The organism is Cellulomonas sp. CW35, from assembly GCF_052378485.1.
GTDB classification, from domain to species: Bacteria; Actinomycetota; Actinomycetes; order Actinomycetales; family Cellulomonadaceae; genus Cellulomonas; species Cellulomonas uda.
This window is the reverse complement of sequence record NZ_CP199000.1, coordinates 2,480,418-2,506,027: the sequence shown is the minus strand read 5'-3', so window position 1 is coordinate 2,506,027 and position 25,610 is coordinate 2,480,418. Positions and strand designations below refer to the sequence as shown.

The following is a 25,610-nucleotide window of genomic DNA, read 5'->3' as shown; positions in this document are numbered from 1 at the left end:
GTGACGCACCGTGACGCGTCGCCGGCACGCGCGGTCACGTCGTCGGCGCGGCCGATGCGCAGGCGGTCAGGAGGCGCGCTCGGAGCGATGCCGAACGCTGCGCGTAGTCGCGCTGGCGCCGGACGTACTCGGCCTTGCCGTCAGGGGTCTCGATCGCGACGGGCTCCAGGCCGTACGCCGACACGTCGTACGGCGACGCCTGCATGTCGGTCGTGCGGATCTCGCGGGCGAGCTCGAAGCAGTCGAGCAGCAGGTCGCCGGGGACGAGCGGACCGAGCTTGAGCGCCCACTTGTAGAGGTCCATGTTGGCGTGCAGGCAGCCGGGCTGCTCCAGGGCGGGCTGGGACTCGCGGGTGGGCTGCAGCGTGTTGCGGGGTGCGGCGTCGGGGGTGAAGAAGCGGAACGCGTCGACGTGCGTGCACCGGATGCGGTGCGCCTCGACCACCTCGTCGGTGCCGCGACCGCCCAGCCGCAGGGGCAGCGGGTGCCGGTGCTCCGCCTCGCGGTAGACCATCGCCCACTCGTGCAGCCCGAAGCAGCCGGTCGCGGCCGGGCGTGCGGCGGTGGCGCCGACGATCGTCGCCACGTACCGGACCGTCTCCCCGCGCTCGGCGAGGAACGCGTCCACGTCGAGGCGCGTGCGGCCGTCGTCGTCCACGATGTACCAGCGCCACGCGGCGTGCGGCGCGGGACCGTCGGGACCGGGCTCGAGCGCGACGCCCGCGCCCGGGTGCCAGCGGCGCAGCAGTGCGGGCTTGGTGGGGTAGTACTCGAACAGGAAGTCCTCGATCGCGTGGCGCTCGTGGCGTGAGCGGCGCTCGCGGTGACCCGCGGTGGCCGCGTCGGCACGGGCCGCGTGCGCGTCGGCGGTCCGGCGCCACGTCGCGTGCGGCAGCACGACGAGCGGGCGCTCGACGGGCGGCGTCGCGGGCGTGGTCGTCGCGGGCGTGGTCACCGCTCCAGGGTACGGACGCGCCGGTCATGTCCTGACGCGCGGGCGCCCGACGCCGCACGCGGGACGGGCTGGGGGCATGCTGGGGGCATGGTCGTCGTGTGCGCGCTCCTCGCCCTGGCAGCCGCGGTGCTGCACGTCGTGATCTTCGTGATGGAGGCGGTGCTGTTCCGCCGCCCGGACGTGCACCGACGCTTCCGCACGCAGCCGCAGGACGTCGAGACCGTGGCCCCGTGGGCGTACAACCAGGGCTTCTACAACCTGTTCCTCGCGGTGGGCGCCGGGGTCGGGGCGGCGCTGGTGCTCGCGGAGGGCTCTCGCCCGTCCGGGCTGGCGCTCGTGCTGCTCGCGTGCGGCTCGATGCTGGCGGCGGCCGTGGTGCTCGTCGCGAGCGACCGGCGCATGGCGCGGGCGGCGGCCACGCAGGGGACGGTCCCGCTGCTCGCGGTCGTCGCGGCGCTCGTCGTGCTCGTCTGAGCCGGACGTGGCCGTCGGCGATCAGCCGACCGGTGCCGCGCGCGGCACCACGCGCTCGGCGACGCGCGCGGAGACGCCGTGCAGCAACCGCTCGAGCGGTCCGCGTCCGAGCCAGGCGCGCCACGCCCAGCAGGCGAGGACGGTCGCGACGACGACCACGAGCCACGACGTCCACAGCGGTTGCCACACGATCTGCGGCCCGACGGCGGCGACCACGACGACCTGCGCCGTGTAGGCGGTGAAGGCGAGCGCGCCGACGGCGGCGAGCGGCGAGAGCGCGCGCGGCAGACGCGGTGCGGCCGCCAGGCACGCGGCGACGACGAGCAGCGCAACCCCGGTGTTCCCGACGACCTCGACCGGGGACGACGCGTGCGGCCGGGTGGACAGCAGGGCCGGGTCCTCGGCGAGGAGCCGACCGAGCCACCCGCCGCCGTACCCGACGACGGCGAGCGCGCCGCCGACGAGTGCCGTCCGGCGCTGCACCTCGGGCGCGGTCAGGTCGCAGCGGCCGAGAGCGAGCCCGGCGAGCAGGTACGCGGACCAGACGAGCGCGGGGTAGTGCGGTCCGACGAGCAGCAGGGCGAGGTCGCCCAGGAGCCCTGCGCCCGGGTCGGCGTCGAGGCCGACCGCCTCGCGTACGGCCGGCGCGACGAGTGCCACGGTCGCCGCCGCCGCGACGAGCGTGCGCACGGTCCAGGTGAGCACCGCGCAGCCCGCGAGGAACAGCACGGCGTAGGTGGGCAGGATGACGAGGATCGGCGTGTCCAGCCGCTCGAGCGCCAGCCCCACGGCGAGCACGACGAGCGCGCGGGCCGCGATCCGTACCCGTGCCCTGGTGAGGTCACGGGCGACCGCGGGAGCGCGGCCGCCGGACAGCAGTGCGAGCGAGAGCCCCGCGAGGACGACGAACAGCGCGGAGGACCGGCCGTCGGCGAGCTCGAGGACCCGGTCGGCGGTCGCGGTGCGGCCGGGCGCGTCGGGGCCGACGTGCGCGGTGACCATGCCGAGGACGGCGGTCCCGCGCGCGACGTCGATGCCCGCGAGCCGTGCCACGTGCCGACGCTACGACGGGCGGTGCGGCACCCGCCGGACGTGGGAGGCGGCGCGCGGCGGTCGCTCGCGGTGCGCACAGTCGCTGTCGTCTCGCATGATGGGCCAGCGCGTCCCGTGCCTTGATCATTCCCCCGTCCCGGCGCCTACCCTCGCGTGTGAGCACCCGCGACGACGTCTACGTGCACGGCCACCACGAGTCGGTCCTGCGCTCCCACCGGTGGCGCACGGCCGAGAACTCGGCCGCGTACCTGCTGCCCGTGCTCGAGCGCGGCCAGCGCCTGCTCGACGTGGGCTGCGGTCCGGGCACGGTCACGATCGACCTCGCGCAGCGTGTCGCTCCGGGCGAGGTGCACGGGATCGACGCGTCGAGCGCCGTCATCGAGATCGCCCGCAAGGCCGCCGCGGACGCCGGCGCCCTCAACGTGACGTTCGAGGTCGGCGACGCGTACGAGCTGGCGTTCGACGACGACACGTTCGACGTGGTGCACGCCCACCAGGTGCTCCAGCACCTCACCGACCCGGTCGCGGCGCTGCGGGAGATGAGGCGCGTGACGCGCCCGGGCGGCGTGGTCGCGGTGCGCGACAGCGACTACTCGGGGATGACCTGGTTCCCGCCGTCGGCGGGCCTGGACGAGTGGTCCGCGCTGTACCACGAGGTCACGCAGGCCAACGGAGCCGAGGCGGACGCCGGGCGCCGGCTGCTGCAGTGGGTGCGCGAGGCCGGCTTCGACCCGGCGGGCGTCGCCCCGAGCGCCGGCGTGTGGTGCTACGCGACGCCCCAGGACCGTGCGTGGTGGGCCGGCCTGTGGGCCGACCGGTGCGTCGCGTCGAACTTCGCGCAGCAGGCGATCGCGCACGGGCTGGCCGACGAGGTCGGGCTCGAGCAGCTCGCGGACGCGTGGCACGAGTGGGGCCGCCAGCCCGACGGCTGGTTCGCGGTGCTGCACGGCGAGGTGCTCGCGCGCGCCTGACGCCGCCTAGGCTGGGCACGTGCGCATCGCCAGGTTCACGATCGGTTCGGATCCCCGCTTCGCCCTCGTCGAGGGGGAGCCCGGCTCGGAGGAGCTCGTGGTCATCACGGGCGACCCCATCTACACGCCGGTGCAGCCCACGGGCGAGCGCATCCCCCTGGACGACGACGCGGTGCGCCTGCTCGCACCCGTGATCCCGCGCTCCAAGGTCGTCGGCGTGGGGCGCAACTACGCGGACCACGCGGCGGAGATGGGCAACGAGCTCCCCACGCAGCCGCTGCTGTTCCTCAAGCCCAACACGTCCGTCGTCGGCCCCGACGACCCGGTGGTGCTGCCGGACTGGACGGAGGAGGTCTCGTACGAGGCGGAGCTCGCGGTCGTGATCGGCAAGGTCACCAAGGGCGTGACGCCCGAGCGCGCGCTCGACCACGTCTTCGGGTTCACGGTCGCGAACGACATCACGGCGCGGGACATCCAGCGGTCGGACTCGCAGTGGACGCGCGCCAAGGGCTTCGACGGCTCGTGCCCGCTCGGCCCGTGGATCGTCCCCGGTCTCGACGTCGACGACCTCGCGGTGCGCTCGCGCGTCAACGGTGAGCCGCGGCAGGACGGGCGCACGTCGCAGATGGTGTTCGACGTCGCGTACCTCGTGTCGTACGTCAGCGAGGTGTTCACGCTGCTGCCCGGGGACGTCATCCTCACGGGGACCCCCGCCGGCGTCGGGCCGGTGGTCGACCGCGACGTCGTGGAGTGCGAGGTCGAGGGGATCGGCACGCTGCGCAACCCGGTGCTGCGCCGGCACTGAGCCGGACCCGAGCACGGCGCGCGGACGCGCCCGACTACCCTGGGACCCGTGACCACCCCCGCTGTCGACGGCTCCGCCGTGCGTGTCCGCTTCTGCCCGTCCCCGACCGGTCTGCCGCACGTCGGCATGGTCCGCACCGCGTTGTTCAACTGGGCGTACGCGCGGCACACGGGCGGCACGTTCGTCTTCCGGATCGAGGACACGGACGCGGCGCGCGACTCCGAGGAGAGCTACCGCATGCTCCTCGACGCGCTGCGCTGGCTGGGGCTCGACTGGGACGAGGGCGTCGAGGTCGGCGGCCCGCACGAGCCGTACCGGCAGTCGCAGCGCTACGACCTGTACCGCGACGTCGTCGCGAAGCTGCTCGAGGGCGGGTACGCCTACGAGTCCTGGTCGACGCCCGAGGAGATCGAGGCGCGCCACCGCGCGGCGGGCCGCGACCCCAAGCTCGGCTACGACGGGTACGACCGCGACCTCACCGACGAGCAGCGGCTCGCGTACCGCGAGCAGGGCCGTGAGCCCGTCATCCGGGTGCGGATGCCCGACGAGGACATCACGTTCACCGACCTGGTGCGCGGCGACGTGACGTTCAAGGCCGGCTCGGTGCCGGACTTCGTGGTCGTGCGCGCCAACGGCCACCCGCTGTACACGCTGGTCAACCCGGTCGACGACGCGCTCATGGGCATCACGCACGTGCTGCGCGGCGAGGACCTGCTGTCCTCCACCCCGCGCCAGGTCGTGCTGTACCGCGCGCTGCTCGAGCTCGGCGTCGCGCAGGTGATGCCGCAGTTCGGCCACCTGCCGTACGTCATGGGCGAGGGCAACAAGAAGCTCTCGAAGCGCGACCCCGAGTCGAACCTGTTCCTGCACCGCGAGAACGGCTTCACCCCCGAGGGCCTGCTCAACTACCTCTCGCTGCTCGGCTGGGGCCTGTCCGCGGACCGCGACATCTTCACGGTCGACGAGCTCGTCGCGGCGTTCGACGTGCACGACGTGAACCCCAACCCCGCGCGCTTCGACCTGAAGAAGGCCGAGGCGATCAACTCCGCGCACGTGCGCATGCTCGCGCCCGACGACTTCCGTGACCGTCTGGTCCCGTACCTGCACCACGCCGGCCTGGTGCCCGCGGACTCGTTCGCCGACCTCTCGCGCGAGCACCAGGACCTCCTGACGCAGGCGGCGCCCCTCGTGCAGGAGCGCATGACGCTGCTCGGCGAGGTCGTCGGGATGCTCGGCTTCCTGTTCGTCGCGGACGACGAGCTGCACGTCGAGGACGACGGCCGCAAGGCGCTGCGTGCGGAGTCGGCGCAGGTGCTGGACGCGGCGGTCGCCGGGCTGGAGGCGCTCCCCGCGGACGGCTTCACCACCGAGGCCACGCAGGCCGCGCTGCAGGCCGCGCTCGTCGACGAGGGTGGTCTCGGCATCAAGGCGCGCCTGGCGTACACGCCGCTGCGCGTCGCGGTGACCGGCCGACGCGTGTCCCCGCCGCTGTTCGAGTCGCTCGAGCTGCTCGGCAAGGACTCGACGCTGGCCCGCATCGCGGCGCTGCGCGCGTCCCTGTGACGGCCCCGACGCGGGACGCGGCACCGCGCGCGACGACGGGCGCTCTGGTCGACGGGGTGCTGTTCGACATCGACGACACGATCGTCGACACGCGCAGCGCGTTCGTCGCCGCCCTCGCGGCGGTCGGCGCCCGGTACCTCCCGCCGCTGCCGCCCGACGAGGCGGTGCGCCGCGACGAGGCGCTCCTGGCGATGTGGCGCGCGGACACCAACGGCCACTACCGCCGGTACACCCGCGGCGAGGTGCCCTACCTCGAGCAGAAGCGGGCGCGCGTCAACGAGCTGCACGCGACGCACGGCGGCCCCGAGCTCGACGAGGCCGCGTTCGCCGCGTGGGACGAGGTCTTCGACGCGGCGTTCCGCGCCGCCTGGGTCGCGCACCCCGAGACCGAGGCCGTGCTCGGCGCGCTGCTGGACGCGGGGCTGGCGCTCGGCGCGCTGTCGAACGCGGCGACGTCGATGCAGACCGCCAAGCTCACGGCCGCGGGCCTCGTCGACCGTGTGCCGCTGCTCGTCGCCGTGGACACCCTGGGCTTCGGCAAGCCCGACCCCCGGGTCTTCCTCGAGGCGTGCCGCCGGCTCGGCACGGACCCGGCGCGCACCGCGTACGTGGGTGACGAGGCGGACGTCGACGCGCTCGGGGCGCGCGACGCAGGCCTCGTCGGCGTGTGGCTCGACCGGCCCGGCGCACGTCGGCACCCGGTCGACGAGGCGTCCGTCACCGCAGTGGCGGTCATCCGCTCGCTCGCCGAGCTGCCGGATGCCCTGGGCGTGCCCGGCGGGCCCGCTACGACAGCGTCGTCGCGCGCCAGCACCGCGTGACGTAGGGCAGCTCCGCGGCGGTGCGGCCCACCAGGTCGGGGTGCGTCGTCCACAGCGCGTCCACCTCGGCGAGCACCGCGTCGCGCTCCGCCGGGGACATCGCGATGAGGTGGCTGCGGCTCGCCGCCAACGCCCGCAGCTCGGGCGCCGTGATCGTGCGCGTCCAGACGACGTCGGTGCGCTGCCACGGGCCGATCTGCGGCCCCGCGAGCGGCGCCTCGCGGCGCGAGTAGTCGAGCGTGTCGCCGCGGTGCACGATCTCGAAGTACGCGTCCGCCCAGGAGGTGACGCCCTCGGCGACGACGTTCCACACGAGGGACAGCGAGCCGCCGGGTCGCAGCACGCGCGCCACCTCGGCGCTGGCGGCGACGGGGTCGAACCAGTGCCACGCCTGGCCCACCGTCACGACGTCCGCGCACGCGTCCGGCAACCCGGTGTCCTCGGCGGTACCGCGGCGTGCGTCGACGCCGGGGAGCGCCGCGATCAGCGCGGCGCGCATGACGTCGTCGGGCTCGACCGCGGTGACCCGCAGCCCGCCCAGCGCCACGAGACCCGCGGTGAGCTTGCCCGTTCCGGCGCCCAGGTCGACCACGTCGCGCGCGTCCGGTGGCACGAGCCACGCGACGGCCTCGGCGGGGTACGTGGGCCGCGCCGCGGCGTACGCCTCGACACCGCGGCCGAACGACGACGAACGCACCCGGTGCAGCTCGCTGCGCCAGTCCTGGCTCGGATCGGTCATGCCGCCCCCCGTCGGTCGTGGCTCAGTCCGGCAGGTCCAACCGTGCCACGACCTCGTCGTGCAGCAGCCCGTTGGTCACCAGCGCGTTGCCGCCGAACGGCCCCGGCACGCCGCTCACGGACGTGAACCGGCCGCCGGCCTCGGTGACGATCGGCACGAGCGCGGCCATGTCGTGCAGCGCGAGCTCGGGCTCGGCCGCGACGTCCACGGCGCCCTCCGCGACGAGCACGTACGACCAGAAGTCGCCGTACGCGCGCGTGCGCCAGACCGTACGCATGAGGTCGAGCACCTGCGGCAGCCGGTCCACGTCCTCCCACCCCGTGAGCGAGGAGTAGGAGAACGACGCGTCCTCGAGCCGGTCCACGCGCGAGACGTGCAGCTGCGTGGCCTGCGAGAGGGACCGACCGCTCCACGCGCCCGAGCCCTTCGCGGCCCACCAGCGCCGTCCGAGCGCCGGCGCGCTCACGAGGCCGACGACCACCTCGTCGCCGTCGAGCAGCGCGATCAGCGTCGCCCACACGGGCACGCCGCGCACGAAGTTCTTGGTGCCGTCGATCGGGTCGACGACCCACCGGCGCGGCCCGTGCCCCGTGTCGGGCAGCTCCTCGCCGTGCACCGCGTCCCGCGGGCGGGTGCGCGACAGCTGCGAGCGCACCAGCTCCTCGGCCGCGCGGTCGGCGTCCGACACCGGCGAGAGGTCGGGCTTGGTCTCCACGACCAGGTCGAGCGCCTTGAACCGCGAGAGGGTCAGCGAGTCGACCTGGTCCGCGATCACGTGGGCGAGGCGCAGGTCGTCGTCGTACCCGGTCCGCAGGCTCATGGCGCCACCGTAGCGGTGCGGGTCACGACGCCGCGGGCGTGTCCGCCTCGCTCGTGCCGAGCCGGCTCGCCAGGATGCGCCGGAACGAGTCGACGCGCGCTGCGCGCGCGGCCCGCTCGACGTCGTCGTCGGCCGCGGCGACCCACTCGTCGAGCCCGCAGTCGGGCGCGTCCGCCGCGTGCGTGCAGCCGCGCGGGCAGCGCTCGTCGGACGCCTCCCCGAGGTCCCCGAACGCGTGCAGCAGGTGGTCGGGGTCGACGTGCGCGAGCCCGAAGGACCGCACTCCGGGGGTGTCGATCACCCACGTGGGCGCGCCCGGCCCGGGCACGCGCAGCGCCACCGCGGACGTCGACGTGTGCCGTCCGCGCCCCGTGACGGAGTTGACGACGCCCGTCGCGCGCTGCGCGTCCGGCACGAGCGCGTTGACGAGCGTCGACTTGCCGACGCCGGAGTGCCCGACGAGCACGGACGTGCGCCCCGCGAGCGCCGCCCGCAGGTCCGCGAGGCCGTGGATCGCCCGCTCGCCGTGCGGACCCTCGGCGTGCGTCACGACGGTGCGCACCCCCACGGGGGAGTACATCCCGACGAGCGCGGCCGGGTCCGCGAGGTCCGCCTTCGTCAGCGCGAGCAGCACGTCCATGCGCGCGTCGTACGCGGCCGCGACGCACCGGTCGATCATGCGCGTGCGCGGCTCGGGGTCGGCGAGCGCCGTCACCACGACGAGCTGGTCGGCGTTCGCGACGATGACGCGCTCGACCGGGTCGGTGTCGTCGGCCGTGCGGCGCAGCACCGTGCGGCGGTCCGTGATGCGCACGATGCGTGCGAGCGTGCCCTGCGCGCCCGTGGTGTCGCCCACCAGGTCGACGACGTCGCCGGGCACCACGCGCTCGCGGCCAAGCTCGCGGGCCTTCATCGCGGTCGCGGGACGCTCGTCCGGGCCGTCCGCGTCGACCAGCACCGCGTACCGGCCGCGGTCGACGCCCGTGACCATCGCGCGCTGCGCGTCCGCGTGCTCCGGGCGCTGCTTGGTCCGCGGCCGTGACCCCTTGCCGGGCCGGATCCGCACGTCGGACTCGTCGTACTGCCTCCGCCTCGTCACGAGGGGGCGTCACCCGCCAGCATCCGGTCCCACAGCCCGACGAAGTCCGGGATGGTCTTCGCGGTCGTCGCGACGTCCTCGACCTGCACCCCCGGCACGCGCAGCCCGACCAGCGCGCCCGCGGTCGCCATGCGGTGGTCCGCGTACGAGTGCCACGCGCCGCCCGTGAGCGGCCGCGGCGTGATGACCAGGCCGTCGGCCGTCTGCTCCGCCTGCCCGCCGAGGCGCGTGATCTCGCTCGCGAGCGCCGCGAGCCGGTCGGTCTCGTGGCCCCGCAGGTGCGCGATGCCGCGCAGGCGCGTCGGGGAGTCGGCCAGCACCGCGAGCGCCGCGATCGTCGGCGCGATCTCGCCCGCGGCGTGCAGGTCGAGGTCGACGCCGCGGATGGCGCCCGTGCCGGTCACGGCGAGCTCGTCGCCCACGAGCGCCGTCGTCGCGCCCATGCGCTCGAGGATCCCCGGCAGCAGCGCGCCGGGCTGCGTGGTCTGCGCGGGCCACCCCGGGACGCGGACCGTGCCGCCCGCGACCAGCGCCGCGCAGAGGAACGGCGCCGCGTTCGACAGGTCGGGCTCGACACGCACGTCGCGGCCCGCGACCGGCCCGGGTGCGACCTCCCAGATCGCGGGGCGCGAGTCGTCGACCTGCACGCCCGCGGCGCGCAGCGTCTCGACCGTCATCTCGATGTGCGGCAGGCTCGGCAGCGTCGGCCCGGTGTGCCGCACGACGAGGCCCTGGTCGAACCGCGCGGCGGCGAGCAGCAGCCCCGAGACGAACTGGCTCGACCCCGAGGCGTCCACGTCGACGCTGCCGCCGCGCACCGAGCCGTGCCCGTGCACCGTGAAGGGCAGCCGCCCGGCCTCGCCCTCCTCGTCGACCCGCACGCCCAACGCCTGCAGCGCACGGATCACCGGACCCATCGGGCGCACCAGCGCCTCGGCGTCGCCCGTGAAGCGCACCGGACCGTCGGCGAGCGCGGCGACCGCCGGCAGGAACCGCATGACCGTGCCCGCGAGCCCGCAGTCGATGCGCACGCCGCCGCGCAGCGGGCCGGGCGTGACCAGCACGTCGTCGTCCAGCGTGACCTGCACGCCGAGCTGCCCGAGCGCCGCGGCCATGAGGCGCGTGTCACGCGACAGGAGCGCCGAGCGCAGACGTCCGGGGGAGTCGGCGAGCGCGGCGAGGACGAGGTAGCGGTTGGTGAGCGACTTCGACCCGGGGACCTCCACGCGCGCGTCGAGCGGTGCGGTCGCGGTGGGCGCCGGCCACAGCGGCAGGGACGTCGGCGGGAGGGTCGCGGTCATGGCGCCCAGGCTAGTCACGCGCAGCCGGACGGACGGTCTAGGCTCACGCCGTGAACACGCAGAATCAGGACATTCTCCCTCTCGGTCCCGCTCCGCGCCCCGCCACGGACGACGACCTGACCGCCCGCCTGCGCACCGCGCTCACCACGTCCGCGGGCGTCGAGCCCGCGTCCGCCGAGCACCTGCGCGTGGCGGCGAGCGTCGCCGGCTCGGACGTCCCGACGCTCGACGTCGACCTCACGGGCGTCACGGTCTCGCCGCGCGAGGCGCGCGCGTCGCGCGCCGCCGCGGGTACGCCGGACCCCGTGGCGCGCGAGCGCGGCACCGTGGGCAAGCTGCGCGTCGAGGCGCACCCGGTCACGGTCGTGGGTGCGGCCGTCGACGTCGTGGTCGAGGCCGCCGGGGTGCCGTTCGAGTGGGTCGAGACCGCCGACGGCGGGGTGGGCCTCGCGTGGGTCGAGCCGGACGCGTCGAGCCCGGTGACCGGCTCCGCCCGCCTCACGGTGCCGGCGCGCGCGATCCAGGCGGCCGCCGAGCGCGTCGCGGCGCAGCTCGCCGCCGCCAACGGCCTCACGCTCGCGCGGCTCGACGTCCGGCTCGCCCCGGCCGGCGACAACGGCGTCGCCGTCACCGTCGAGGCCCAGGTCAAGAAGACCCTGCTGTCCGCCACGGTCGAGGCCGGCATGACCGCGGTCGTCGACGACGCGCTGGGCGTCACGCTGCGTGACGTGCGCGTCACGAGCCGCAACCCGGTGGTCGCGGCGCTGCTGGTCGCGGCGCGCAGCCGCGTCGAGCGCTACGACGGGCGCCGGTTCGACCTCGTGTCCGAGCTGCCCGCGGGCATCCGCCTCGCGGACGTGCGCGTCACGGTCGGCGACGAGGTCGTGCTGACGGCTCGCGCGCAGTGACGCAGTGACGCACTGACGCCGGACCGTCCCGTCCGACCGTCCCGTCCGACCGGCCGGGACGGTCCGGGCGTCTCGGCGTGCCAGGACCTCGGCGTGCCAGGACCTCGGCGTGCCAGGACCTCGGCGGGTCAGGCCTCGTCGGCCCTCGCCGCGACCCGGCGCTCGTGCGCGTCCTCGAGGCGCCACCGCAGACCGGGCCGTCCCTCGCGGTCGGCGGCGACGAGCACCGCCCCCGCGGCGAACGCGAGCGAGCGCACCAGACGGTCCCGGCGCGCCCGCTTCTGGTGCGGGGTGCGCTCGGCGCGGTCCGGCAGGTTCACCAGGACGAGCGGCGCGGTCAGCCCGGCGAGCGCGAGCGCGGCGGTGCGGGGCGCCTTGCCGGCCGCGAGCGCGACCGCGGCCAGCGTGACCGCCGCGCCGTGCGCCCGGACCAGCGCGGTGAGCTGCTCGTCGGTCACGTCCACGCGCGCGCCCGGCGCGGCCTTCCCGACCCGGTCGACCGCCGCCCGGGCCGCGGCGACGTGCGTCGCGGGGGAGCGCAGCGCGTCGACCCCCTCGGTCAGGAACCACGAGGCGAACAGCGGGCGGGCGATCCGGCGGAGCAGCACGGTGACCCCTTCTCGTCGGTCAGCGGTCGTCCCCACGCTACTGCGCGCGGGAATCGCGCGCCGCCCGCGCGTGTTGCGCCCACCATGACCTGTGTCGCCGAGCCCGCCACGGGGCGAGCCCCCGAGCCAGCCGCAGCGGTCGTCGGCCACCCCGCCGGTGCGCCCGTGCCGGGCCGCGGCGCACTGGGTGCGCTCGCGACCCTCGTCGCCGCGCTGTCCGTACCGCGACCGTCGGCCGGTGACGCACGGGTGGCGGGCATAGGCTCGGCCCCGATGAGCGACGAGACGCCCGACCCCCAGCCGGCCGACACGGCGATCCCGGACATCGAGCCGATGCCCGAGGGCGGCTCGCGCGCGCCCGACGCCGAGGACGAGACCGCACGTGCCGCACGGTTCGAGCAGGACGCGCTCGTGTACCTCGACCAGCTGTACGGCGCCGCGCTGCGCATGACGCGCAACCCGGCCGACGCCGAGGACCTGGTCCAGGAGACGTTCACGAAGGCGTTCGCCGCGTTCCACCAGTACAAGCCGGGGACGAACCTCAAGGCGTGGCTGTACCGGATCCTGACGAACACCTACATCAACACCTACCGCAAGAAGCAGCGCGAGCCGCAGCAGTCGCACGCCGAGGAGATCGAGGACTGGCAGCTCGCGCGGGCTGCGTCGCACACGTCGAGCGGCCTGCGCTCGGCGGAGGCCGAGGCGCTCGACCACCTGCCGGACTCGGACGTGAAGGACGCGCTGCAGCGCATCCCGGAGGAGTTCCGGATCGCGGTCTACCTCGCGGACGTCGAGGGCTTCGCGTACAAGGAGATCGCCGAGATCATGGGGACGCCGATCGGGACCGTGATGTCCCGCCTGCACCGTGGCCGCGGTCAGCTGCGTGAGCTGCTCGCGGACTACGCGCGGGAGCGCGGGCTGGTGCCCGCGGTGCACGGCTCGTCGAAGGAGGGCGAGTGATGACCGGGAGCGACTGGACCGAGCCGCGGGTGTCGTCCACGGGCTGCGACTGCGACGAGGCGGTCTCGGAGCTGTGGGCGTACCTGGACTCCGAGCTGGAGCCCGTCGAGGCGCAGCGCGTCAAGGCGCACCTCGAGGGCTGCTCGGGCTGCCTCAGCGAGCACGACGTCGAGCTCGTCGTGAAGAAGCTCGTGCGCCGCTGCTGGCAGGAGGAGGACGTGGCGCCCGCCGAGCTGCACGCGCGCATCCGCGCGACGCTCACGACCATCCGGATCACGCAGGCCTAGGACGTCCGCGGCCGTCGGGCATCCGCAGCCGCACGGCACGCACGACGAAGGCCCCGCCACCTGTCGGTGTGCGGGGCCTTCGTACGGGTGCGTCGGCGGCGACCCTGCTGAGCGTGCGCTCAGGCGTTGGGGCGCTTGCCGTGGTTCGCCGCGCTCCCGGCGCGGGAGCGGCGCTTGCGGCCACGCTTGCTCATGGGGCTTCCCTTCGTCGGCCTCGGTCGCGGAGTTGCATGCCATCGTCCCACATCCCCGGGGTGCTCCCGGACGCGTGCGCACGCCTCGGACGGGCGCCGGTCCGCGGCGCGCGGGACGGTACGTACCTCTCAAGTCGCTCGGGCGGCGGACCGATGACATCCCTCGTGAGCGCGCCCACGCAGTCCGTCATCCCGTTCCTGCACGCCCTGGCCAGCACGGGCGGCTCCGACCTGCACTGCAAGGTGGGCTCCGCCCCCCGCGTGCGGGTCGACGGCCGGCTGCGCAAGCTGCAGGTGCCCGACCTCACCCCGCGCGACACCGAGGCGATGCTCGAGGAGGTCCTGCCCGACGACCTGGTGCAGACGTTCCGCGAGTCGCACGAGGCGGACTTCGCGTACTCGCTGTCGGGTGTGGGCCGGTTCCGCGTCAACGCGTACCAGGCGCGCGGCACGTACGGGCTGGTGTTCCGGCGCGTCGCGGTGGGCGCCCAGCCGCTGGGTGAGCTCGGGATCCCCGAGGTCGTGGGCGAGCTCGCGCTCGAGCCGCGCGGGCTGGTGCTGGTGACCGGCCCGACCGGGTCCGGCAAGACCACGACGCTCGCGTCGATGGTCGACCTCATCAACAGCTACCGCGAGGTCAACATCGTCACGATCGAGGACCCGATCGAGATCCTGCACCAGGACAAGAAGGCGATCGTCTCGCAGCGCGAGGTGCGCCAGGACACCGCGGACTTCACGGTCGCGCTGCGCGCCGCGATGCGCCAGGACCCGGACGTGATCCTCGTCGGCGAGATGCGTGACATCGAGACCGTGCGAGCGGCGCTGTCCGCGGCCGAGACCGGCCACCTCGTGCTGTCCACGCTGCACACGATCGACGCCCCCGAGACCATCAACCGCATCGTCGACTTCTTCCCGCTGCACGAGCAGAAGCAGGTGCGCGTCGCGCTCTCGCAGGCGTTGCGCGGTGTCGTGTCCCAGCGCCTGGTGCGCAAGGCGGACGGCTCGGGCCGGCGTGCCGCTGTGGAGGTCATGGTCAACACGGGCCGCACGGCCGAGGCGATCCTCGACCCGCAGAACAGCGCGCCGCTGGTGGACCTCATCCGCGAGGGCGACTACTACAAGATGCAGACGTTCGACCAGCACCTGTTCCGCATGGTGCGGGACGGCGAGATCACGTACGAGGAGGCCATCGGGGCGTCCACGAGCCCGCACGACCTCACGGTCGAGCTGCGCGCCGCCGGCATCGTCACGTGACCGCTGCGCCGGCCGGGCTCCGGTCGGCGTGAGACGCGATATGTCTTGACCGCGGCAGAAACGCGATATAGCGTGACTGCTCGACAAGATATATCGCGAAGGGGAGTGCTCTCATGGCCACCGAGTCCTGGGTCGTCGCCGGCCCGCAGATCATCGAGGTCGAGAACGTCACGTCGCTGCGGGTGCAGCTCGTCGGAGGACGCGTCGACGTCGTCGCGCACGACGAGCCGGGCGCGCGCATCGAGGTGCACTCCGTCGACGGCCGCCCGCTCGAGATCGGGCTGGCCGACGGCGAGCTGCGTCTGGGCTACAGCTTCACGCTCACCGGGTGGGACGGCTTCCTCGAGAAGTTCCGCAACTTCCGGGACAAGGACCGTGCCGACGTGCACATCGCGATCCCGCGGTCGGTCGCCACGAAGCTCGGCACGGTCAGCGCCGACGGCCTGCTCGTGGGCGTGCTCGAGGACTCGTCGGTCTCGACGGTCTCCGGCTCGCTCGTCACCGACGGCACGCGCGGCCGCCTGTCCGCCAACACCGTCTCGGGCGAGGTCGTCGTGCGCGACCACGGCGGGCCGATCAAGCTCAACTCCGTCTCGGGTGAGCTCGCGGCGTCCGGCGAGCTGTCGCTCGTCCAGGCCAACACGGTCTCGGGCGCGCTGTCGCTCGACGTGACGACGGGCTCGTCGTCGGTCACCGCCACGACCGTCTCGGGCGACGTCACGGTCCGGCTGCCGGAGGGCAAGGGCCTGCACGTCAAGGCGCACTCGATCTCGGGCCGCCTCGTCGTCGACGGCGAGGAGCACAAGGGCTCGAGCGCCGGGCAGCGCCGCGTGGACCTCGCGACCGGCGACGGCGCGTGCTACGTCTCGGCGAGCACGGTGAGCGGCCACGTGACGGTGCTGCGCGGCGAGGTGGCCCGATGATGGCGCCGGTGTTCGCGCACGGCCAGCTGCGCCTGTACCTGCTCTCGCTGCTCGAGTCGGGGCCCAAGCACGGCTACGAGCTCATCACGGCGCTCTCTGACCGGTTCGGGGGCACGTACCGCCCGAGCGCGGGCACGATCTACCCGCGTCTCGCCCGCCTCGAAGAGGAGGGGCTGGTCACCCGGTACGACGAGGAGCGCAAGAGCACCTACGCGCTCACGGAGGCCGGGTATGCCGAGCTCCAGGCGCGGCGCGGGGACCTGGCCGACCTCGAGCAGGGCATCGCCGAGACGGTGCGCGAGCGCGCGTCGCAGGTCCGCGAGGACGTGCGCGGCACGATGCACGGCCTGCGGGCCGACCTCGCCGTGGCGGCGCAGCAGGCGCGCGACCAGGCGGGCCAGGCGCCGCACGCCGACCAGCACGCGTCGTCGCACGTGCACCGGGTCGAGGCCGAGCAGCTCCTCTCGCGGTTCCGGGACGAGGTGCGCGCCGAGCTGCGGCGCGCGGACGCGGCGGGGCAGGTCGAGCGGCTCACGGTCGACACGCTGCGGACCGTGCTCGACACCGCGTTGGCCGCGGTGCGCTCGACGCTGCGGTGAGGTGCGGCCGTGCGGCCGTGCTGCCCGCGGGCTGGCGGCCCGCACCGCTGCTCCTGCTGTCGCTCGCGGTGCTCGCGTCAGGCCGCGTCGTCCGGGAGCCCGAGCCAGGTGTGCCAGCCCGTGTGCAGGACGAGCCAGGCCATGAGCCCGTACCCGGCCTGCCCGGGCAGGAGCCCGTCGCCGGAGGCCAGGTCGGCGAGCCACTGCTCGTGCGCGGCCAGCGGCGCGTAGGTGTCGACGTAGGGCACCCGGCGGCGGGTCGCGACGTCGCCGAACGCGGCCGACAGCTCCGCGAGCCGGTCGCCGTCCGTAGCCGCGCCCGGCGGCGGTCCGACGACGAACGCGGGCAGCCGCCGCTGCTCGGCGACGTCCAGGACGTTGGCCAGGTTGAGGCGGCTGCGGGCGAGCGAGAGGCCCGCGCCCAGGTCGTGGCGGCCGAGGCCGATGACCAGGCGCGTGTCGACGTCGGGCGTGAGCCGGCGCGCGACCTCGTCCTCCCAGCGGTGACCGAGCTCGGTCGTCGTCTCGCCCGGGACGGCGAGCGTCAGGACCGTGAGCCGGTCGTCCGTACGGGTGCGGGCGGCGACGCGCCCGACCCAGCCGAGCGCCTTGGGGTCGCCGGCGCCCGCGACGAGCTCGTCGCCGACCACCACGAGCCGTAGCTCTCCCACGGGTCCTCCTGTCCGTCGTGCCGGCGCTCATCCTCCCAGCGCGGGAGGCGTGGCACGGCGAGAACGACGGGCGAGTCGCGGACCTGTGGGGAGCGCCCGGCGGCGAACCGGGTCAGAACGGGTGGCTGGGCAGGCCGTGTGCGGTGTCCGACCAGGAGGTCCGGGACGCCGGGGGTCGCCGCGAGCCGAGGCCGTCGCGGCGGAGCAGGAACGCGAGGCGGAACGCCGTCCAGACGGCCAGCGCCACCAGCAGGAGCAGCGGTGCGTTCGGGCTCGTCGTCGACCACGACCTGAGCGCCACGAGGACGTCTCCTGACCCAGCGCGACGAGAGCCCCGCCCCGGCACGCAGGGTCGGGGCTCTCGTCGTCCGTGGACGCGGCTCGCGCCGGGCTCAGCGCGCGAACGCCTCCTCGACGAGCGTCGCCTGCTGCGCCTGGTGCTTCTTGGCGGTACCGGTCGCCGGCGACGCCGACTCCGGCCGCGACACCGCACGCAGCGGGCGGCCCAGCAGCTGCGGGAGGTGCATCGACAGGTACGGCCACGGGCCCTGGTTGTGCGGCTCGTCCTGCACCCACACGAGCTCCGCGCCGTCGAACGGCGCGAGCGCCGTGGAGATCGACGCCTCGTCGAGCGGGTAGAGCTGCTCGAGGCGGACGATCGCGGTCTGCTCGTCGCCGGACTTCACGCGGTGCGCGAGCAGGTCCCAGTACACCTTGCCCGAGCACAGCAGGACGCGTGTGACCTGCCCGGCCTTGGCCTCCGCGAGCTCGTCGCGGATCGCGGGCCGCCACGTGCCGGTCGTGAAGTCCGCGACCGGCGAGGACGCCGACTTCAGCCGCAGCATGGACTTCGGCGTGAACACCACCAGCGGCTTGCGCGGCCGCGCGTACGCCTGGCGGCGCAGCAGGTGGAAGTACGACGCGGGGGTCGACGGCTGCGCGATGACCATGTTCTCCTGCGCCGCGAGCTGCAGGAACCGCTCGATGCGCGCCGACGAGTGGTCCGGCCCCTGGCCCTCGTAGCCGTGGGGGAGCAGCAGCACGACGGACGAGCGCTGCGCCCACTTCTGCTCGGCCGACGAGATGAACTCGTCGATCACGGTCTGCGCGCCGTTCACGAAGTCGCCGAACTGCGCCTCCCACAGCACGAGCGCGTCGGGGCGCTCGACCGAGTAGCCGTACTCGAAGCCGAGGCACGCGTACTCCGAGAGCGACGAGTCGTACACCCAGAACTTGGCCTGGTCGCCCGACAGGTACAGCAGCGGCGTCCACTCCGCACCCGTCTCACGGTCGTGCAGCACCGCGTGCCGCTGCACGAACGTGCCGCGGCGCGAGTCCTGCCCCGCGAGGCGCACGGGCGTGCCCTCGACGAGCAGCGAGCCGAACGCGAGGATCTCGCCGAAGCCCCAGTCGATCCCGCCCTCGCGCGACATCGCCTCGCGCTTCTCGAGCAGCTGCTGGAGCTTGGGGTGGACGGTGAAGCCCTCGGGCGGGCGCACGTGCGCCTGCCCGATCCGCTCGAGCACCGAAGCCGGGACGGCCGTCTGCCAGCCGACCATGACGCCCGCGTCCTCGAGCTGCGACTCGGGACGCTCGAGGCCGGCCACGGCCTCGGCGGTGGGCGCCGCGGCCGCCCAGCCGTCCTCGCGCGTCTCGGCGAACACGCGCTCGAGCTGCGACTGGTAGTCGCGCAGGGCCTGCTCCGCCTCGTCGATCGTGATGTCGCCGCGCGCCACCAGCGTCTCGGTGTACAGCTTGCGCACCGAGCGCTTCGCCTCGATGAGGTTGTACATGAGCGGCTGCGTCATCGACGGGTCGTCGCCCTCGTTGTGCCCGCGGCGGCGGTAGCACAGCATGTCGATCACCACGTCGCGGTCGAACTGCTCGCGGTACTCGAACGCGAGCTCCGCGGCGCGCACGACGGCCTCCGGGTCGTCGCCGTTCACGTGGAACACCGGAACCTGCAGGCCCTTGACGACGTCCGTCGCGTACTGCGACGAGCGCGACGACGACGGGCCCGTGGTGAACCCGACCTGGTTGTTGATGATGACGTGGATCGTGCCGCCCGTGCGGTACCCGCGCAGCTGCGCGAGGTTGAGCGTCTCGAAGACCACGCCCTGCCCCGCGAACGCCGCGTCGCCGTGCACGAGGATCGGCAGCACGGAGAACCCGTCGCCACCCAGGTCGATGCGGTCCTGCTTGGCGCGCACGATGCCCTCGAGCACCGGGTCGACCGCCTCGAGGTGCGACGGGTTCGCGGCGAGGTACACCTTCGTCGTCGCACCCGACTCGGCCGTGAACACGCCCTCGGTGCCGAGGTGGTACTTCACGTCGCCCGAGCCCTGGACCGACTTCGGGTCCTGGTTGCCCTCGAACTCGCTGAAGATCTGCGCGTACGACTTGCCGGCGATGTTCGCGAGCACGTTGAGCCGACCGCGGTGCGCCATGCCGATCGCGACCTCGTCGAGGCCCGAGTCGGCCGCGCGCGACAGGATCGCGTCGAGCAGCGGGATGACCGACTCGCCGCCCTCGAGCGAGAACCGCTTCTGGCCCACGTACTTCGTCTGCAGGAAGGTCTCGAACGCCTCGGCCGCGTTGAGGCGGCGCAGGACGCGCAGCTGGTCCTCGCGCGGCGTGCGCGCCCAGCCCGACTCGAGCCGCTCCTGCAGCCAGCGGCGCTGCCGCGGGTCCTGCAGGTGCATGTACTCGACGCCCGTGGTGCGGCAGTACGAGTCGCGCAGCAGCCCCAGGATGTTGCGCAGCGTCTCGCGCGACCGGCCCGTGAAGCCGCCCGTGGGGAACGTGCGATCCAGGTCCCACAGCGTGAGCCCGTGGTTCTGGATGTCCAGGTCCGGGTGCTTGCGCTGGCGGTAGGCGAGCGGGTCGGTGTCGGCCATGAGGTGGCCGCGGGAGCGGTACGCGTGGATGAGCTCCGCGATGCGCGCGGGCTTGGCGGCCTCGGCGTCCGGGTCGCTCGGGGTGTCGCGCACCCAGCGCACGGGCTCGTAGGGGACCCGCAGCGCCGCGAACACGCGGTCGTAGAAGCCGTCCTCGCCGAGGAGCTTGCGCGACAAGATGCGCAGGAAGTCGCCCGACTGCGCGCCCTGGATGATGCGGTGGTCGTACGTGCTGGTGATCGTGAGCACGCGCGAGACGCCGAGCGCGTTGAGCCGGTCGTCGGACGTCCCCTGGAACTCCGCCGGGTACTCCATCGCGCCGACGCCGATGATGGCGCCCTGCCCCTGCATGAGGCGCGGCACGGAGTGGACCGTGCCGATGGTGCCGGGGTTGGTGAGCGAGATCGTCGTGCCCGCGAAGTCGTCGACCGTGAGCCTGCCCGCGCGGGCGCGCCGCACGACGTCCTCGTACGCGCTCCAGAACTGCGCGAAGTCGAGGGTCTCGGCCTTCTTGATCGAGGGCACCAGGAGCTGGCGCGTGCCGTCCGGCTTGGCGAGGTCGATCGCGAGACCCAGGTTGACGTGCGCGGGCTGCGTGACGCCGGGCTTGCCGTCGACGAGCGTGTACGCCGCGTTCATCGCCGGCATGTCCTTGAGCGCCTCGACGAGGGCGAACCCGATGAGGTGCGTGAACGAGATCTTGCCGCCGCGCCCGCGCTGCAGGTGGTTGTTCACGACGATGCGGTTGTCGACCATCAGCTTGGCCGGGACGGCGCGCACCGACGTGGCGGTCGGGACCTCGAGCGACGACTCCATGTTGGTGACGACGCGCGCGGCGGGGCCGCGCAGCTTCTGCACGTCGTCCGTCGCCTCGGGGCCCTCGGCGCGCGACGGCTTCTGCGCGACCGACGCGTACGGCGCTGTCGCGGGCTGCGCGGTCGCCACGGGGGAGGCCCCGTCCGCGGTGGCGGGCTGCGCGGGGACCGCACGCGCCGCGGCCTGCGCGGCCACCTGCGCCGACGCCTGCGCGGCGGCCTGCGCGGACGGCTGTGCCGACGCTTGTGCCGACGACTGTGCCGACGACTGGGCGGGTGCGGCCGCGGGGGCCGGTGCCGCCGGCTGGGGCTTCCGGTCGGCGGGCGGTGCCGCGGCGGCGGCCCCGCCGTTGCTCGTCACCCCGTTCGCCGCCCGGTCGTGCGACCTCTCGTCGGGCTTGTACCCCTCGAAGAAGTCCCACCACGCGGGGTCCACCGCGTTCTTGTCCTGGAGGTACTGCTCGTACAGCTCGTCCACGAGCCACTCGTTCGCGCCGAATACGGCACGGATCGAGTCAGGCTCCGCCTTCTGGGACACGCGAGGATCGCCCACTTCCGCTGCGGCCCCGCAGGACCGCGTCGACGCCGGTTCTGTCGATGACAACATTACGTGTTCCGGGACCTTCGGCCCGCCGGTGGCCCGCCGCCGTGAGCCCTCGTCGGACCCCGCGCGGACGGCGTCCCGGGGTGCGGGTCAACGACGGGCAATGGCGCGCCGTCGTGCAGGGCAAGGCCGCTCCTCCCGGAGGCGAAGGAGCGCCGTGCACGGCCCTCGCACCGGTAGGAACCTGCCTGCTGCAGGTCACGTCGCCGACCGTGGTCCGTCCGGGTGAACCGCGACACGTCCACGCCCGCTCATCTCACGATGTGGACGGGCGTCCGATGTGCACCCGGCCGCCGCCGCGCGCGCCGTCAGGTGATGTCGCGGCGCAGCGTCGTCGCGCGCCCGACCAGCGACAGGACCGCGACGTACGCGAGCATCACGAGCAGCCCCTGCCACGCCGTGAGCAGACCCCCGGTCATGCCGGACGAGGCGTAGAACGACCCGCCCGAGATCGCCTCGCCCGCAGCGCCCGGCAGGTACGCCGCGACGTCGCCGCCCCACGCGGTCTGGCCCAGCGCGACGCGCGCGATCGGCTCGACGAACTGCGTGAACGCCAGCGCGCCGACGACCACCGCGACCTGGCTGGTGACGACCGTCCCGACCGCCACGCCGAGCAGCGCCCACAGCGCGAGCGCGAGCGTCGACAGGCCCAGCGTGCGCCACGTGCTCGCCTCGCCGAGGAACGTCGGCTCGCCGAGCAGCGCCAGCACGCCGCCGCCCGCCGCGACGCACGCGAGCGTGCCGGCTAGGCCGTACACGAGGCCGAGCGCGCCGCCCGAGAGGAGCTTCGCGCCGAGGACCACACCGCGGCGCGGCTCGGACAGGTAGGTCGGGGTGAGCGTGCTGTGCCGCACCTCGGAGGGGTACGACAGGCCGCCGACGACGAGCGGGAACACGTACCCGAGCGAGACGGCGATCGTGTAGACCGTGCGCACGACCTCCTGGGGCGAGAGCGTGACCTCGTCGCCCGTGCCGCTCGTCGCCTGGCCCTGGCTCAGCACCCAGCCCATCGCGCCCGCGATGAACGCCATGTAGACGACCATCGTGAGCAGGAGGATCCACCACAGGCGCGTCGTGACGAGCTTGCGGTACTCGGCCACCACCGCGGCGCGCATCAGGCGGCCCCGTCCAGGCGAGCGGGCGCCGGTGCGCCGGCCGGTGGCTGCGCCGCGCCGGGTGGCGGGGCGGTGAGCTGGAGGAACACGTCCTCGAGCCCGACGTCGCGGGCCTGGAGACGGTGCAGCTCGACACCCGTGCCGAACGCGGCCGCGCCGACCGCGGGCGTGTCCACGTCGAGCAGGACGTACGTCGCGCCGTCCGGTCCGCGCCGGACGTCGTCGACCGCCCACCCGCCGGCCGCGACGAGCGCGTCGAGCGCCGCCGCGTCGGGCGAGGCCACCTCGACGCGCCGGCGCGCGAGGCGCGCGAGCTCGCCCAGCGGCGACGCGTGCACGAGCCGCCCTCGGGCGATGATCACGACGTCGTCGACGGTCTGCTCGACCTCGGACAGCACGTGGCTCGACACCAGCACGGTGCGGCCCTCGTGCGCGAGCGCGCGCAGGAAGCCGCGCAGCCACGCGATGCCTTCGGGGTCGAGGCCGTTCGCGGGCTCGTCGAGCAGGAGCACGGGCGGGTCGCCCAGGAGCGTGGTCGCGAGCGCGAGCCGCTGGCGCATGCCGAGCGAGAACCCGCCGACCCGGCGCTGCGCGACCGCGGACAGTCCGACGAGCGCGAGGACCTCGTCGGCGCGCGTGTCGGGCACCCCGACCTGAGGCGCGAACACGCGCAGGTGGTCGCGGGCCGTGCGGCCGGGGTGGAAGCTCGCGGCTTCGAGCGCCGCGCCGACGACGTGCGCGGGGCGGGCGATCTCGGCGTACCGGCGGCCGCCGACCGTCGCGGTGCCGCTGGTCGGGGACACGAGGCCGAGCAGCATGCGCAGGGTCGTGGTCTTGCCGGCGCCGTTGGGGCCCAGGAAGCCGGTGACGCGGCCCGGGCGCACCTCGAAGCTGAGGTCGTCGACCGCGCGCACGGCGTGGGGACCGGAGCCGAACGTCTTGGTGAGGTGCTCGACGCGGACCGTCCGGTCGTCGTCCGGCGTCGAGGTGCTCGTCGGTGTGCTGGTGGGGCCAGGCTGCATGTCGTCAACCTACAGTTCTAGTTGCGGTAGAACAAAGCGTTTCCCGTGGCGGGTCGCCCGCCCGGCAGCGTGACGCGCATCGTGCACCCGTCGGCCACGTCCGCGACCTCGATGGTGCCGCCGTGCAGCTCGACCGCCCAGCGCACGATCGCCAGACCCAGGCCCGTGCCGCCCGTCGACACCTGACCGGTCGCCGGCGTGTTGCCCCGCACGAACCGCTCGAACACGTGCGCGCGCTCCGCGCGCGAGATCCCCGGCCCGTGGTCCACGACGTCGATCCGCACGTCCGGGCCGACCCGGCGGGCGACGAGCCGCACCTCGTCGTCGCGCGGCGAGTGGCGCACCGCGTTGTGCAGCAGGTTCGCGACCACCTGGTGCAGGCGCTCGGGGTCACCGTCGACCGTGAGGTCCTCGGGCTCGACGTCGACCACGAACCGCAGGTTCTTCGACGCCCCGACGAGCGCGGCCGCGTCCGCCGCCTCGCGCAGGAAGTCCTGCAGGCGCAGGCGCGTCAGCTGCAGCGGCGCATCGCCCGCCTCGAGCCGGGACAGGTCCAGCAGGTTCGCCACGAGCCGGCCCAGGCGCTCGGTCTGCGCGAGCGCCGCCTCCATCGTCGCCGGGTCGGCGGGCGTCACGCCGTCGACGATGTTCTCCAGCTCGGCCTGCAGCGCGGTCACCGGCGTGCGCAGCTCGTGCGACACGTTCGCGACGAGCTCGCGGCGGAACGTGTCCGACTGCTGCAGGTCGTCGGCCATCGTGTTGAACGCCTCGGCGAGCTGGCCCACCTCGTCGGCGCTCGTCGCGCGCACGCGCTGCGTGTAGTCGCCCGCCGCCATCGCCCGGGCGGCGTGCGTCATCTCGCGCAGCGGCGACGTCATCCCGCGCGCCAGGAGCTGGGTGAGCGCGAGCGAGATGACGATCGCGAGCGGGAACGTGCGTGACGGGCCCAGCTCGTACGAGAGCCCGATCCAGGTGATGAACGACGCCATCGTGACGGTCGCCGCGACGAGCACGCCCAGCTTGATCTTGATCGACCGGAACCGGTCGAGCGGGCGCACGTCGGGCAGGCGGGACCGCACGGCGGCCCCGCGGCCGTGCCGGGGGTGGGGTCGCGCCGCGGCGCGCGCGCTGCTCATCGTGTCAGGCGCCGGCGCCCTCGGACGCACCGGCCTGCGTGCCGTCCGCGGGCTCGAACGCGTAGCCCACGCCGTGCACCGTGCGGATGAGGTCCGCGCCGAGCTTGCGACGCAGCGCCTTGACGTGCGAGTCGACCGTGCGGGTGCCGCTCGCGTCGACCCAGTCCCACACCTCCGCGAGCAGCCGCTCGCGCGTCAGCACCGTGCGCGGCGACGAGGCCAGCGCGACGAGCAGGTCGAACTCGGTGGGCGTGAGGTGGACCTCGTCGCCGTGGCGCAGCACGCGCCGCTGCGCCTTGTCCACCGTGACGTCGCCGATCACGAGCGGGGGAGCGGGGGCGTCGGCCGCCTGCAGCTCCACCACGCGCGCCGCGCGCTCGGTGCGCCGCAGCAGCGCCTTCGTGCGGGCCACGAGCTCGCGCATCGAGAACGGCTTCGTCATGTAGTCGTCGGCGCCGACGCCGAGCCCGATGAGCATGTCCGTCTCGTCGTCGCGCGCCGTCAGCATGAGGACGGGGACCGGACGTGCGGCCTGCACGCGGCGGCACACCTCGAGCCCGTCGATGCCCGGCAGCATCACGTCGAGCACGATGACGTCGGGCACCAGCCGTGCCGCGGCCTCCACGCCCGCGAGGCCGTCACCGACGGCCTCGACGCTCCAGCCCTCGGCCGACAGGCGTCGCACGATCGCCTGCGCGATCGCCGGCTCGTCCTCGACGACCAGCACCTTCGTCGGTGCGGCCTTCACCGCCGCGCTGCTCGCACTCCCCAGCGTCGTCATGTGCCCAGAGTGGCACAGCACCCCCGGCCGTGGCCTCGGCACGCGGCGGGACGCACCCGTATGATGTCGCCACTATGAGCAGCTCAAGTAGCTGCCGGCGTCCCACCCTCACCCCTGCACCGGTCCAGCACCGGCAGACCGCACCCGCGGAGCAGGCGGCGGACGGGTCCGACGATGCCGGCCCCCACCTGAGACCCGGTGCCGCCCGCGGGCGCCACCCCCACCACGTCCACGC

The 25,610-nt window shown here is 74.4% G+C and carries 26 protein-coding genes; 11 read left to right on the top strand and 15 right to left on the bottom strand.

Annotated elements, in window-relative coordinates:
* Positions 1-34 precede the first annotated feature (34 nt).
* Entirely contained in the window at positions 35-955 is a 921-nt protein-coding gene (locus ACT17Q_RS11520; protein ID WP_444662547.1) for a 3-methyladenine DNA glycosylase, read from the bottom strand.
* An 87-nt stretch (positions 956-1,042) separates the two neighbouring features.
* Here ACT17Q_RS11520 and ACT17Q_RS11515 point away from each other — a divergent pair, with 87 nt between their 5' ends.
* Entirely contained in the window at positions 1,043-1,429 is a 387-nt protein-coding gene (locus ACT17Q_RS11515) for a DUF1304 domain-containing protein (RefSeq protein WP_094179518.1), read from the top strand.
* Between the two features lie 21 nt (positions 1,430-1,450).
* Here the strand turns inward: ACT17Q_RS11515 and ACT17Q_RS11510 are convergent, their stop codons facing one another.
* Positions 1,451-2,482, bottom strand: coding sequence for an acyltransferase family protein (locus ACT17Q_RS11510; protein WP_444662544.1), 1,032 nt, complete (start codon positions 2,480-2,482; stop codon positions 1,451-1,453).
* A gap of 155 nt (positions 2,483-2,637) precedes the next feature.
* Between ACT17Q_RS11510 and ACT17Q_RS11505 the strand changes: the two genes are divergently transcribed.
* The 4 genes from ACT17Q_RS11505 to ACT17Q_RS11490 are packed head-to-tail and all read left to right on the top strand — an operon-like array spanning position 2,638 to position 6,642.
* Complete coding sequence (locus ACT17Q_RS11505) at positions 2,638-3,453, top strand: methyltransferase domain-containing protein (protein ID WP_094179519.1); 816 nt, start codon at positions 2,638-2,640, stop codon at positions 3,451-3,453.
* A 19-nt stretch (positions 3,454-3,472) separates the two neighbouring features.
* Positions 3,473-4,258: a fumarylacetoacetate hydrolase family protein gene (locus tag ACT17Q_RS11500; protein WP_141321441.1), complete on the top strand. Its 786-nt coding sequence runs from the start codon at positions 3,473-3,475 to the stop codon at positions 4,256-4,258.
* 48 nt (positions 4,259-4,306) lie between these two features.
* A complete protein-coding gene (gene gltX / locus ACT17Q_RS11495) occupies positions 4,307-5,821 on the top strand; it encodes a glutamate--tRNA ligase (RefSeq protein WP_444662541.1) in 1,515 nt (504 codons plus the stop codon).
* Positions 5,818-6,642, top strand: a complete 825-nt coding sequence (locus ACT17Q_RS11490) for an HAD family hydrolase (protein WP_444662539.1) — start codon at positions 5,818-5,820, stop codon at positions 6,640-6,642. Before gltX ends, ACT17Q_RS11490 begins: the two co-directional genes overlap by 4 nt.
* Here ACT17Q_RS11490 and ACT17Q_RS11485 read toward each other — a convergent pair.
* The 4 genes from ACT17Q_RS11485 to aroA are packed head-to-tail and all read right to left on the bottom strand — an operon-like array spanning position 6,608 to position 10,601.
* On the bottom strand, positions 6,608-7,381 hold the full coding sequence (locus ACT17Q_RS11485) for a class I SAM-dependent methyltransferase (RefSeq protein ID WP_094179523.1): 774 nt from the start codon (positions 7,379-7,381) through the stop codon (positions 6,608-6,610). The two genes, ACT17Q_RS11490 and ACT17Q_RS11485, sit on opposite strands and share 35 nt — an antisense overlap.
* Before the next feature lie 22 nt (positions 7,382-7,403).
* A complete protein-coding gene (locus tag ACT17Q_RS11480; RefSeq protein ID WP_268533823.1) occupies positions 7,404-8,201 on the bottom strand; it encodes an inositol monophosphatase family protein in 798 nt (265 codons plus the stop codon).
* Between the two features lie 22 nt (positions 8,202-8,223).
* Complete coding sequence (gene rsgA / locus ACT17Q_RS11475) at positions 8,224-9,300, bottom strand: ribosome small subunit-dependent GTPase A (protein ID WP_444662537.1); 1,077 nt, start codon at positions 9,298-9,300, stop codon at positions 8,224-8,226.
* A complete protein-coding gene (aroA, locus tag ACT17Q_RS11470; RefSeq protein WP_444662535.1) occupies positions 9,297-10,601 on the bottom strand; it encodes a 3-phosphoshikimate 1-carboxyvinyltransferase in 1,305 nt (434 codons plus the stop codon). The genes rsgA and aroA overlap by 4 nt, the downstream gene beginning before the upstream one ends.
* A gap of 50 nt (positions 10,602-10,651) precedes the next feature.
* On the opposite strand from aroA, the gene ACT17Q_RS11465 reads away from it, so the two are divergent.
* Positions 10,652-11,509 (top strand): hypothetical protein, encoded by an 858-nt coding sequence (locus ACT17Q_RS11465; RefSeq protein ID WP_444662533.1) that lies wholly within the window; start codon positions 10,652-10,654, stop codon positions 11,507-11,509.
* Between the two features lie 128 nt (positions 11,510-11,637).
* Here the strand turns inward: ACT17Q_RS11465 and ACT17Q_RS11460 are convergent, their stop codons facing one another.
* A complete protein-coding gene (locus tag ACT17Q_RS11460) occupies positions 11,638-12,117 on the bottom strand; it encodes a DoxX family protein (RefSeq protein WP_444662531.1) in 480 nt (159 codons plus the stop codon).
* A gap of 84 nt (positions 12,118-12,201) precedes the next feature.
* Between ACT17Q_RS11460 and ACT17Q_RS11455 the strand changes: the two genes are divergently transcribed.
* Both ACT17Q_RS11455 and rsrA read left to right on the top strand, forming a co-directional pair.
* A complete protein-coding gene (locus tag ACT17Q_RS11455; protein ID WP_444662529.1) occupies positions 12,202-13,077 on the top strand; it encodes a sigma-70 family RNA polymerase sigma factor in 876 nt (291 codons plus the stop codon).
* Positions 13,077-13,364 (top strand): mycothiol system anti-sigma-R factor, encoded by a 288-nt coding sequence (gene rsrA / locus ACT17Q_RS11450; RefSeq protein WP_444662527.1) that lies wholly within the window; start codon positions 13,077-13,079, stop codon positions 13,362-13,364. Before ACT17Q_RS11455 ends, rsrA begins: the two co-directional genes overlap by 1 nt.
* Before the next feature lie 119 nt (positions 13,365-13,483).
* Here the strand turns inward: rsrA and ACT17Q_RS11445 are convergent, their stop codons facing one another.
* Positions 13,484-13,558 carry a 50S ribosomal protein bL37 gene (locus ACT17Q_RS11445; protein WP_118766687.1) on the bottom strand — a complete coding sequence of 25 codons (75 nt, stop codon included), beginning with the start codon at positions 13,556-13,558 and terminating at the stop codon, positions 13,484-13,486.
* A gap of 165 nt (positions 13,559-13,723) precedes the next feature.
* Between ACT17Q_RS11445 and ACT17Q_RS11440 the strand changes: the two genes are divergently transcribed.
* The 3 genes from ACT17Q_RS11440 to ACT17Q_RS11430 all read left to right on the top strand — a co-directional run bounded on the left by ACT17Q_RS11440 (position 13,724) and on the right by ACT17Q_RS11430 (position 16,334).
* Positions 13,724-14,812, top strand: a complete 1,089-nt coding sequence (locus tag ACT17Q_RS11440) for a PilT/PilU family type 4a pilus ATPase (protein WP_268533818.1) — start codon at positions 13,724-13,726, stop codon at positions 14,810-14,812.
* A gap of 113 nt (positions 14,813-14,925) precedes the next feature.
* Positions 14,926-15,735, top strand: a complete 810-nt coding sequence (locus ACT17Q_RS11435; protein ID WP_094179529.1) for a DUF4097 family beta strand repeat-containing protein — start codon at positions 14,926-14,928, stop codon at positions 15,733-15,735.
* Positions 15,735-16,334: a PadR family transcriptional regulator gene (locus ACT17Q_RS11430; RefSeq protein ID WP_444665390.1), complete on the top strand. Its 600-nt coding sequence runs from the start codon at positions 15,735-15,737 to the stop codon at positions 16,332-16,334. Before ACT17Q_RS11435 ends, ACT17Q_RS11430 begins: the two co-directional genes overlap by 1 nt.
* Positions 16,335-16,411: 77 nt before the next feature.
* Here ACT17Q_RS11430 and ACT17Q_RS11425 read toward each other — a convergent pair whose 3' ends face one another.
* The 7 genes from ACT17Q_RS11425 to ACT17Q_RS11395 form a co-directional block, all read right to left on the bottom strand.
* A complete protein-coding gene (locus ACT17Q_RS11425; RefSeq protein ID WP_444662524.1) occupies positions 16,412-17,005 on the bottom strand; it encodes a GDSL-type esterase/lipase family protein in 594 nt (197 codons plus the stop codon).
* 112 nt (positions 17,006-17,117) lie between these two features.
* Positions 17,118-17,306: a hypothetical protein gene (locus tag ACT17Q_RS11420; protein ID WP_141321671.1), complete on the bottom strand. Its 189-nt coding sequence runs from the start codon at positions 17,304-17,306 to the stop codon at positions 17,118-17,120.
* Positions 17,307-17,397: 91 nt separating this feature from the next.
* The gene (locus ACT17Q_RS11415) at positions 17,398-21,255 is read right to left on the bottom strand and encodes a multifunctional oxoglutarate decarboxylase/oxoglutarate dehydrogenase thiamine pyrophosphate-binding subunit/dihydrolipoyllysine-residue succinyltransferase subunit (RefSeq protein WP_444662522.1); all 3,858 of its coding nucleotides are present in this window, start codon (positions 21,253-21,255) and stop codon (positions 17,398-17,400) included.
* A 374-nt stretch (positions 21,256-21,629) separates the two neighbouring features.
* On the bottom strand, positions 21,630-22,436 hold the full coding sequence (locus ACT17Q_RS11410; RefSeq protein ID WP_444662520.1) for an ABC transporter permease: 807 nt from the start codon (positions 22,434-22,436) through the stop codon (positions 21,630-21,632).
* Entirely contained in the window at positions 22,436-23,458 is a 1,023-nt protein-coding gene (locus ACT17Q_RS11405) for an ABC transporter ATP-binding protein (RefSeq protein WP_444662518.1), read from the bottom strand. Before ACT17Q_RS11405 ends, ACT17Q_RS11410 begins: the two co-directional genes overlap by 1 nt.
* 17 nt (positions 23,459-23,475) lie before the next feature.
* Positions 23,476-24,594 carry a sensor histidine kinase gene (locus tag ACT17Q_RS11400; RefSeq protein ID WP_444662517.1) on the bottom strand — a complete coding sequence of 373 codons (1,119 nt, stop codon included), beginning with the start codon at positions 24,592-24,594 and terminating at the stop codon, positions 23,476-23,478.
* Positions 24,595-24,598: 4 nt separating this feature from the next.
* The gene (locus ACT17Q_RS11395) at positions 24,599-25,375 is read right to left on the bottom strand and encodes a response regulator transcription factor (protein ID WP_094179536.1); all 777 of its coding nucleotides are present in this window, start codon (positions 25,373-25,375) and stop codon (positions 24,599-24,601) included.
* Between the last annotated feature and the right edge of the window lie 235 nt (positions 25,376-25,610).

What these genes read in the sequence shown, in the direction of transcription:
- ACT17Q_RS11515 (WP_094179518.1), top strand. Translation starts at nt 1,043, where the DNA reads ATGGTCGTCGTGTGCGCGCTCCTCGCCCTGGCAGCCGCGGTGCTGCAC.
- ACT17Q_RS11485 (WP_094179523.1), bottom strand. Translation starts at nt 7,381, where the DNA reads ATGACCGATCCGAGCCAGGACTGGCGCAGCGAGCTGCACCGGGTGCGT.
- ACT17Q_RS11480 (WP_268533823.1), bottom strand. Translation starts at nt 8,201, where the DNA reads ATGAGCCTGCGGACCGGGTACGACGACGACCTGCGCCTCGCCCACGTG.
- aroA (WP_444662535.1), bottom strand. Translation starts at nt 10,601, where the DNA reads ATGACCGCGACCCTCCCGCCGACGTCCCTGCCGCTGTGGCCGGCGCCC.
- ACT17Q_RS11455 (WP_444662529.1), top strand. Translation starts at nt 12,202, where the DNA reads ATGACCTGTGTCGCCGAGCCCGCCACGGGGCGAGCCCCCGAGCCAGCC.
- rsrA (WP_444662527.1), top strand. Translation starts at nt 13,077, where the DNA reads ATGACCGGGAGCGACTGGACCGAGCCGCGGGTGTCGTCCACGGGCTGC.
- ACT17Q_RS11435 (WP_094179529.1), top strand. Translation starts at nt 14,926, where the DNA reads ATGGCCACCGAGTCCTGGGTCGTCGCCGGCCCGCAGATCATCGAGGTC.
- ACT17Q_RS11430 (WP_444665390.1), top strand. Translation starts at nt 15,735, where the DNA reads ATGGCGCCGGTGTTCGCGCACGGCCAGCTGCGCCTGTACCTGCTCTCG.
- ACT17Q_RS11410 (WP_444662520.1), bottom strand. Translation starts at nt 22,436, where the DNA reads ATGCGCGCCGCGGTGGTGGCCGAGTACCGCAAGCTCGTCACGACGCGC.
- ACT17Q_RS11405 (WP_444662518.1), bottom strand. Translation starts at nt 23,458, where the DNA reads ATGCAGCCTGGCCCCACCAGCACACCGACGAGCACCTCGACGCCGGAC.
- ACT17Q_RS11400 (WP_444662517.1), bottom strand. Translation starts at nt 24,594, where the DNA reads ATGAGCAGCGCGCGCGCCGCGGCGCGACCCCACCCCCGGCACGGCCGC.
- ACT17Q_RS11395 (WP_094179536.1), bottom strand. Translation starts at nt 25,375, where the DNA reads ATGACGACGCTGGGGAGTGCGAGCAGCGCGGCGGTGAAGGCCGCACCG.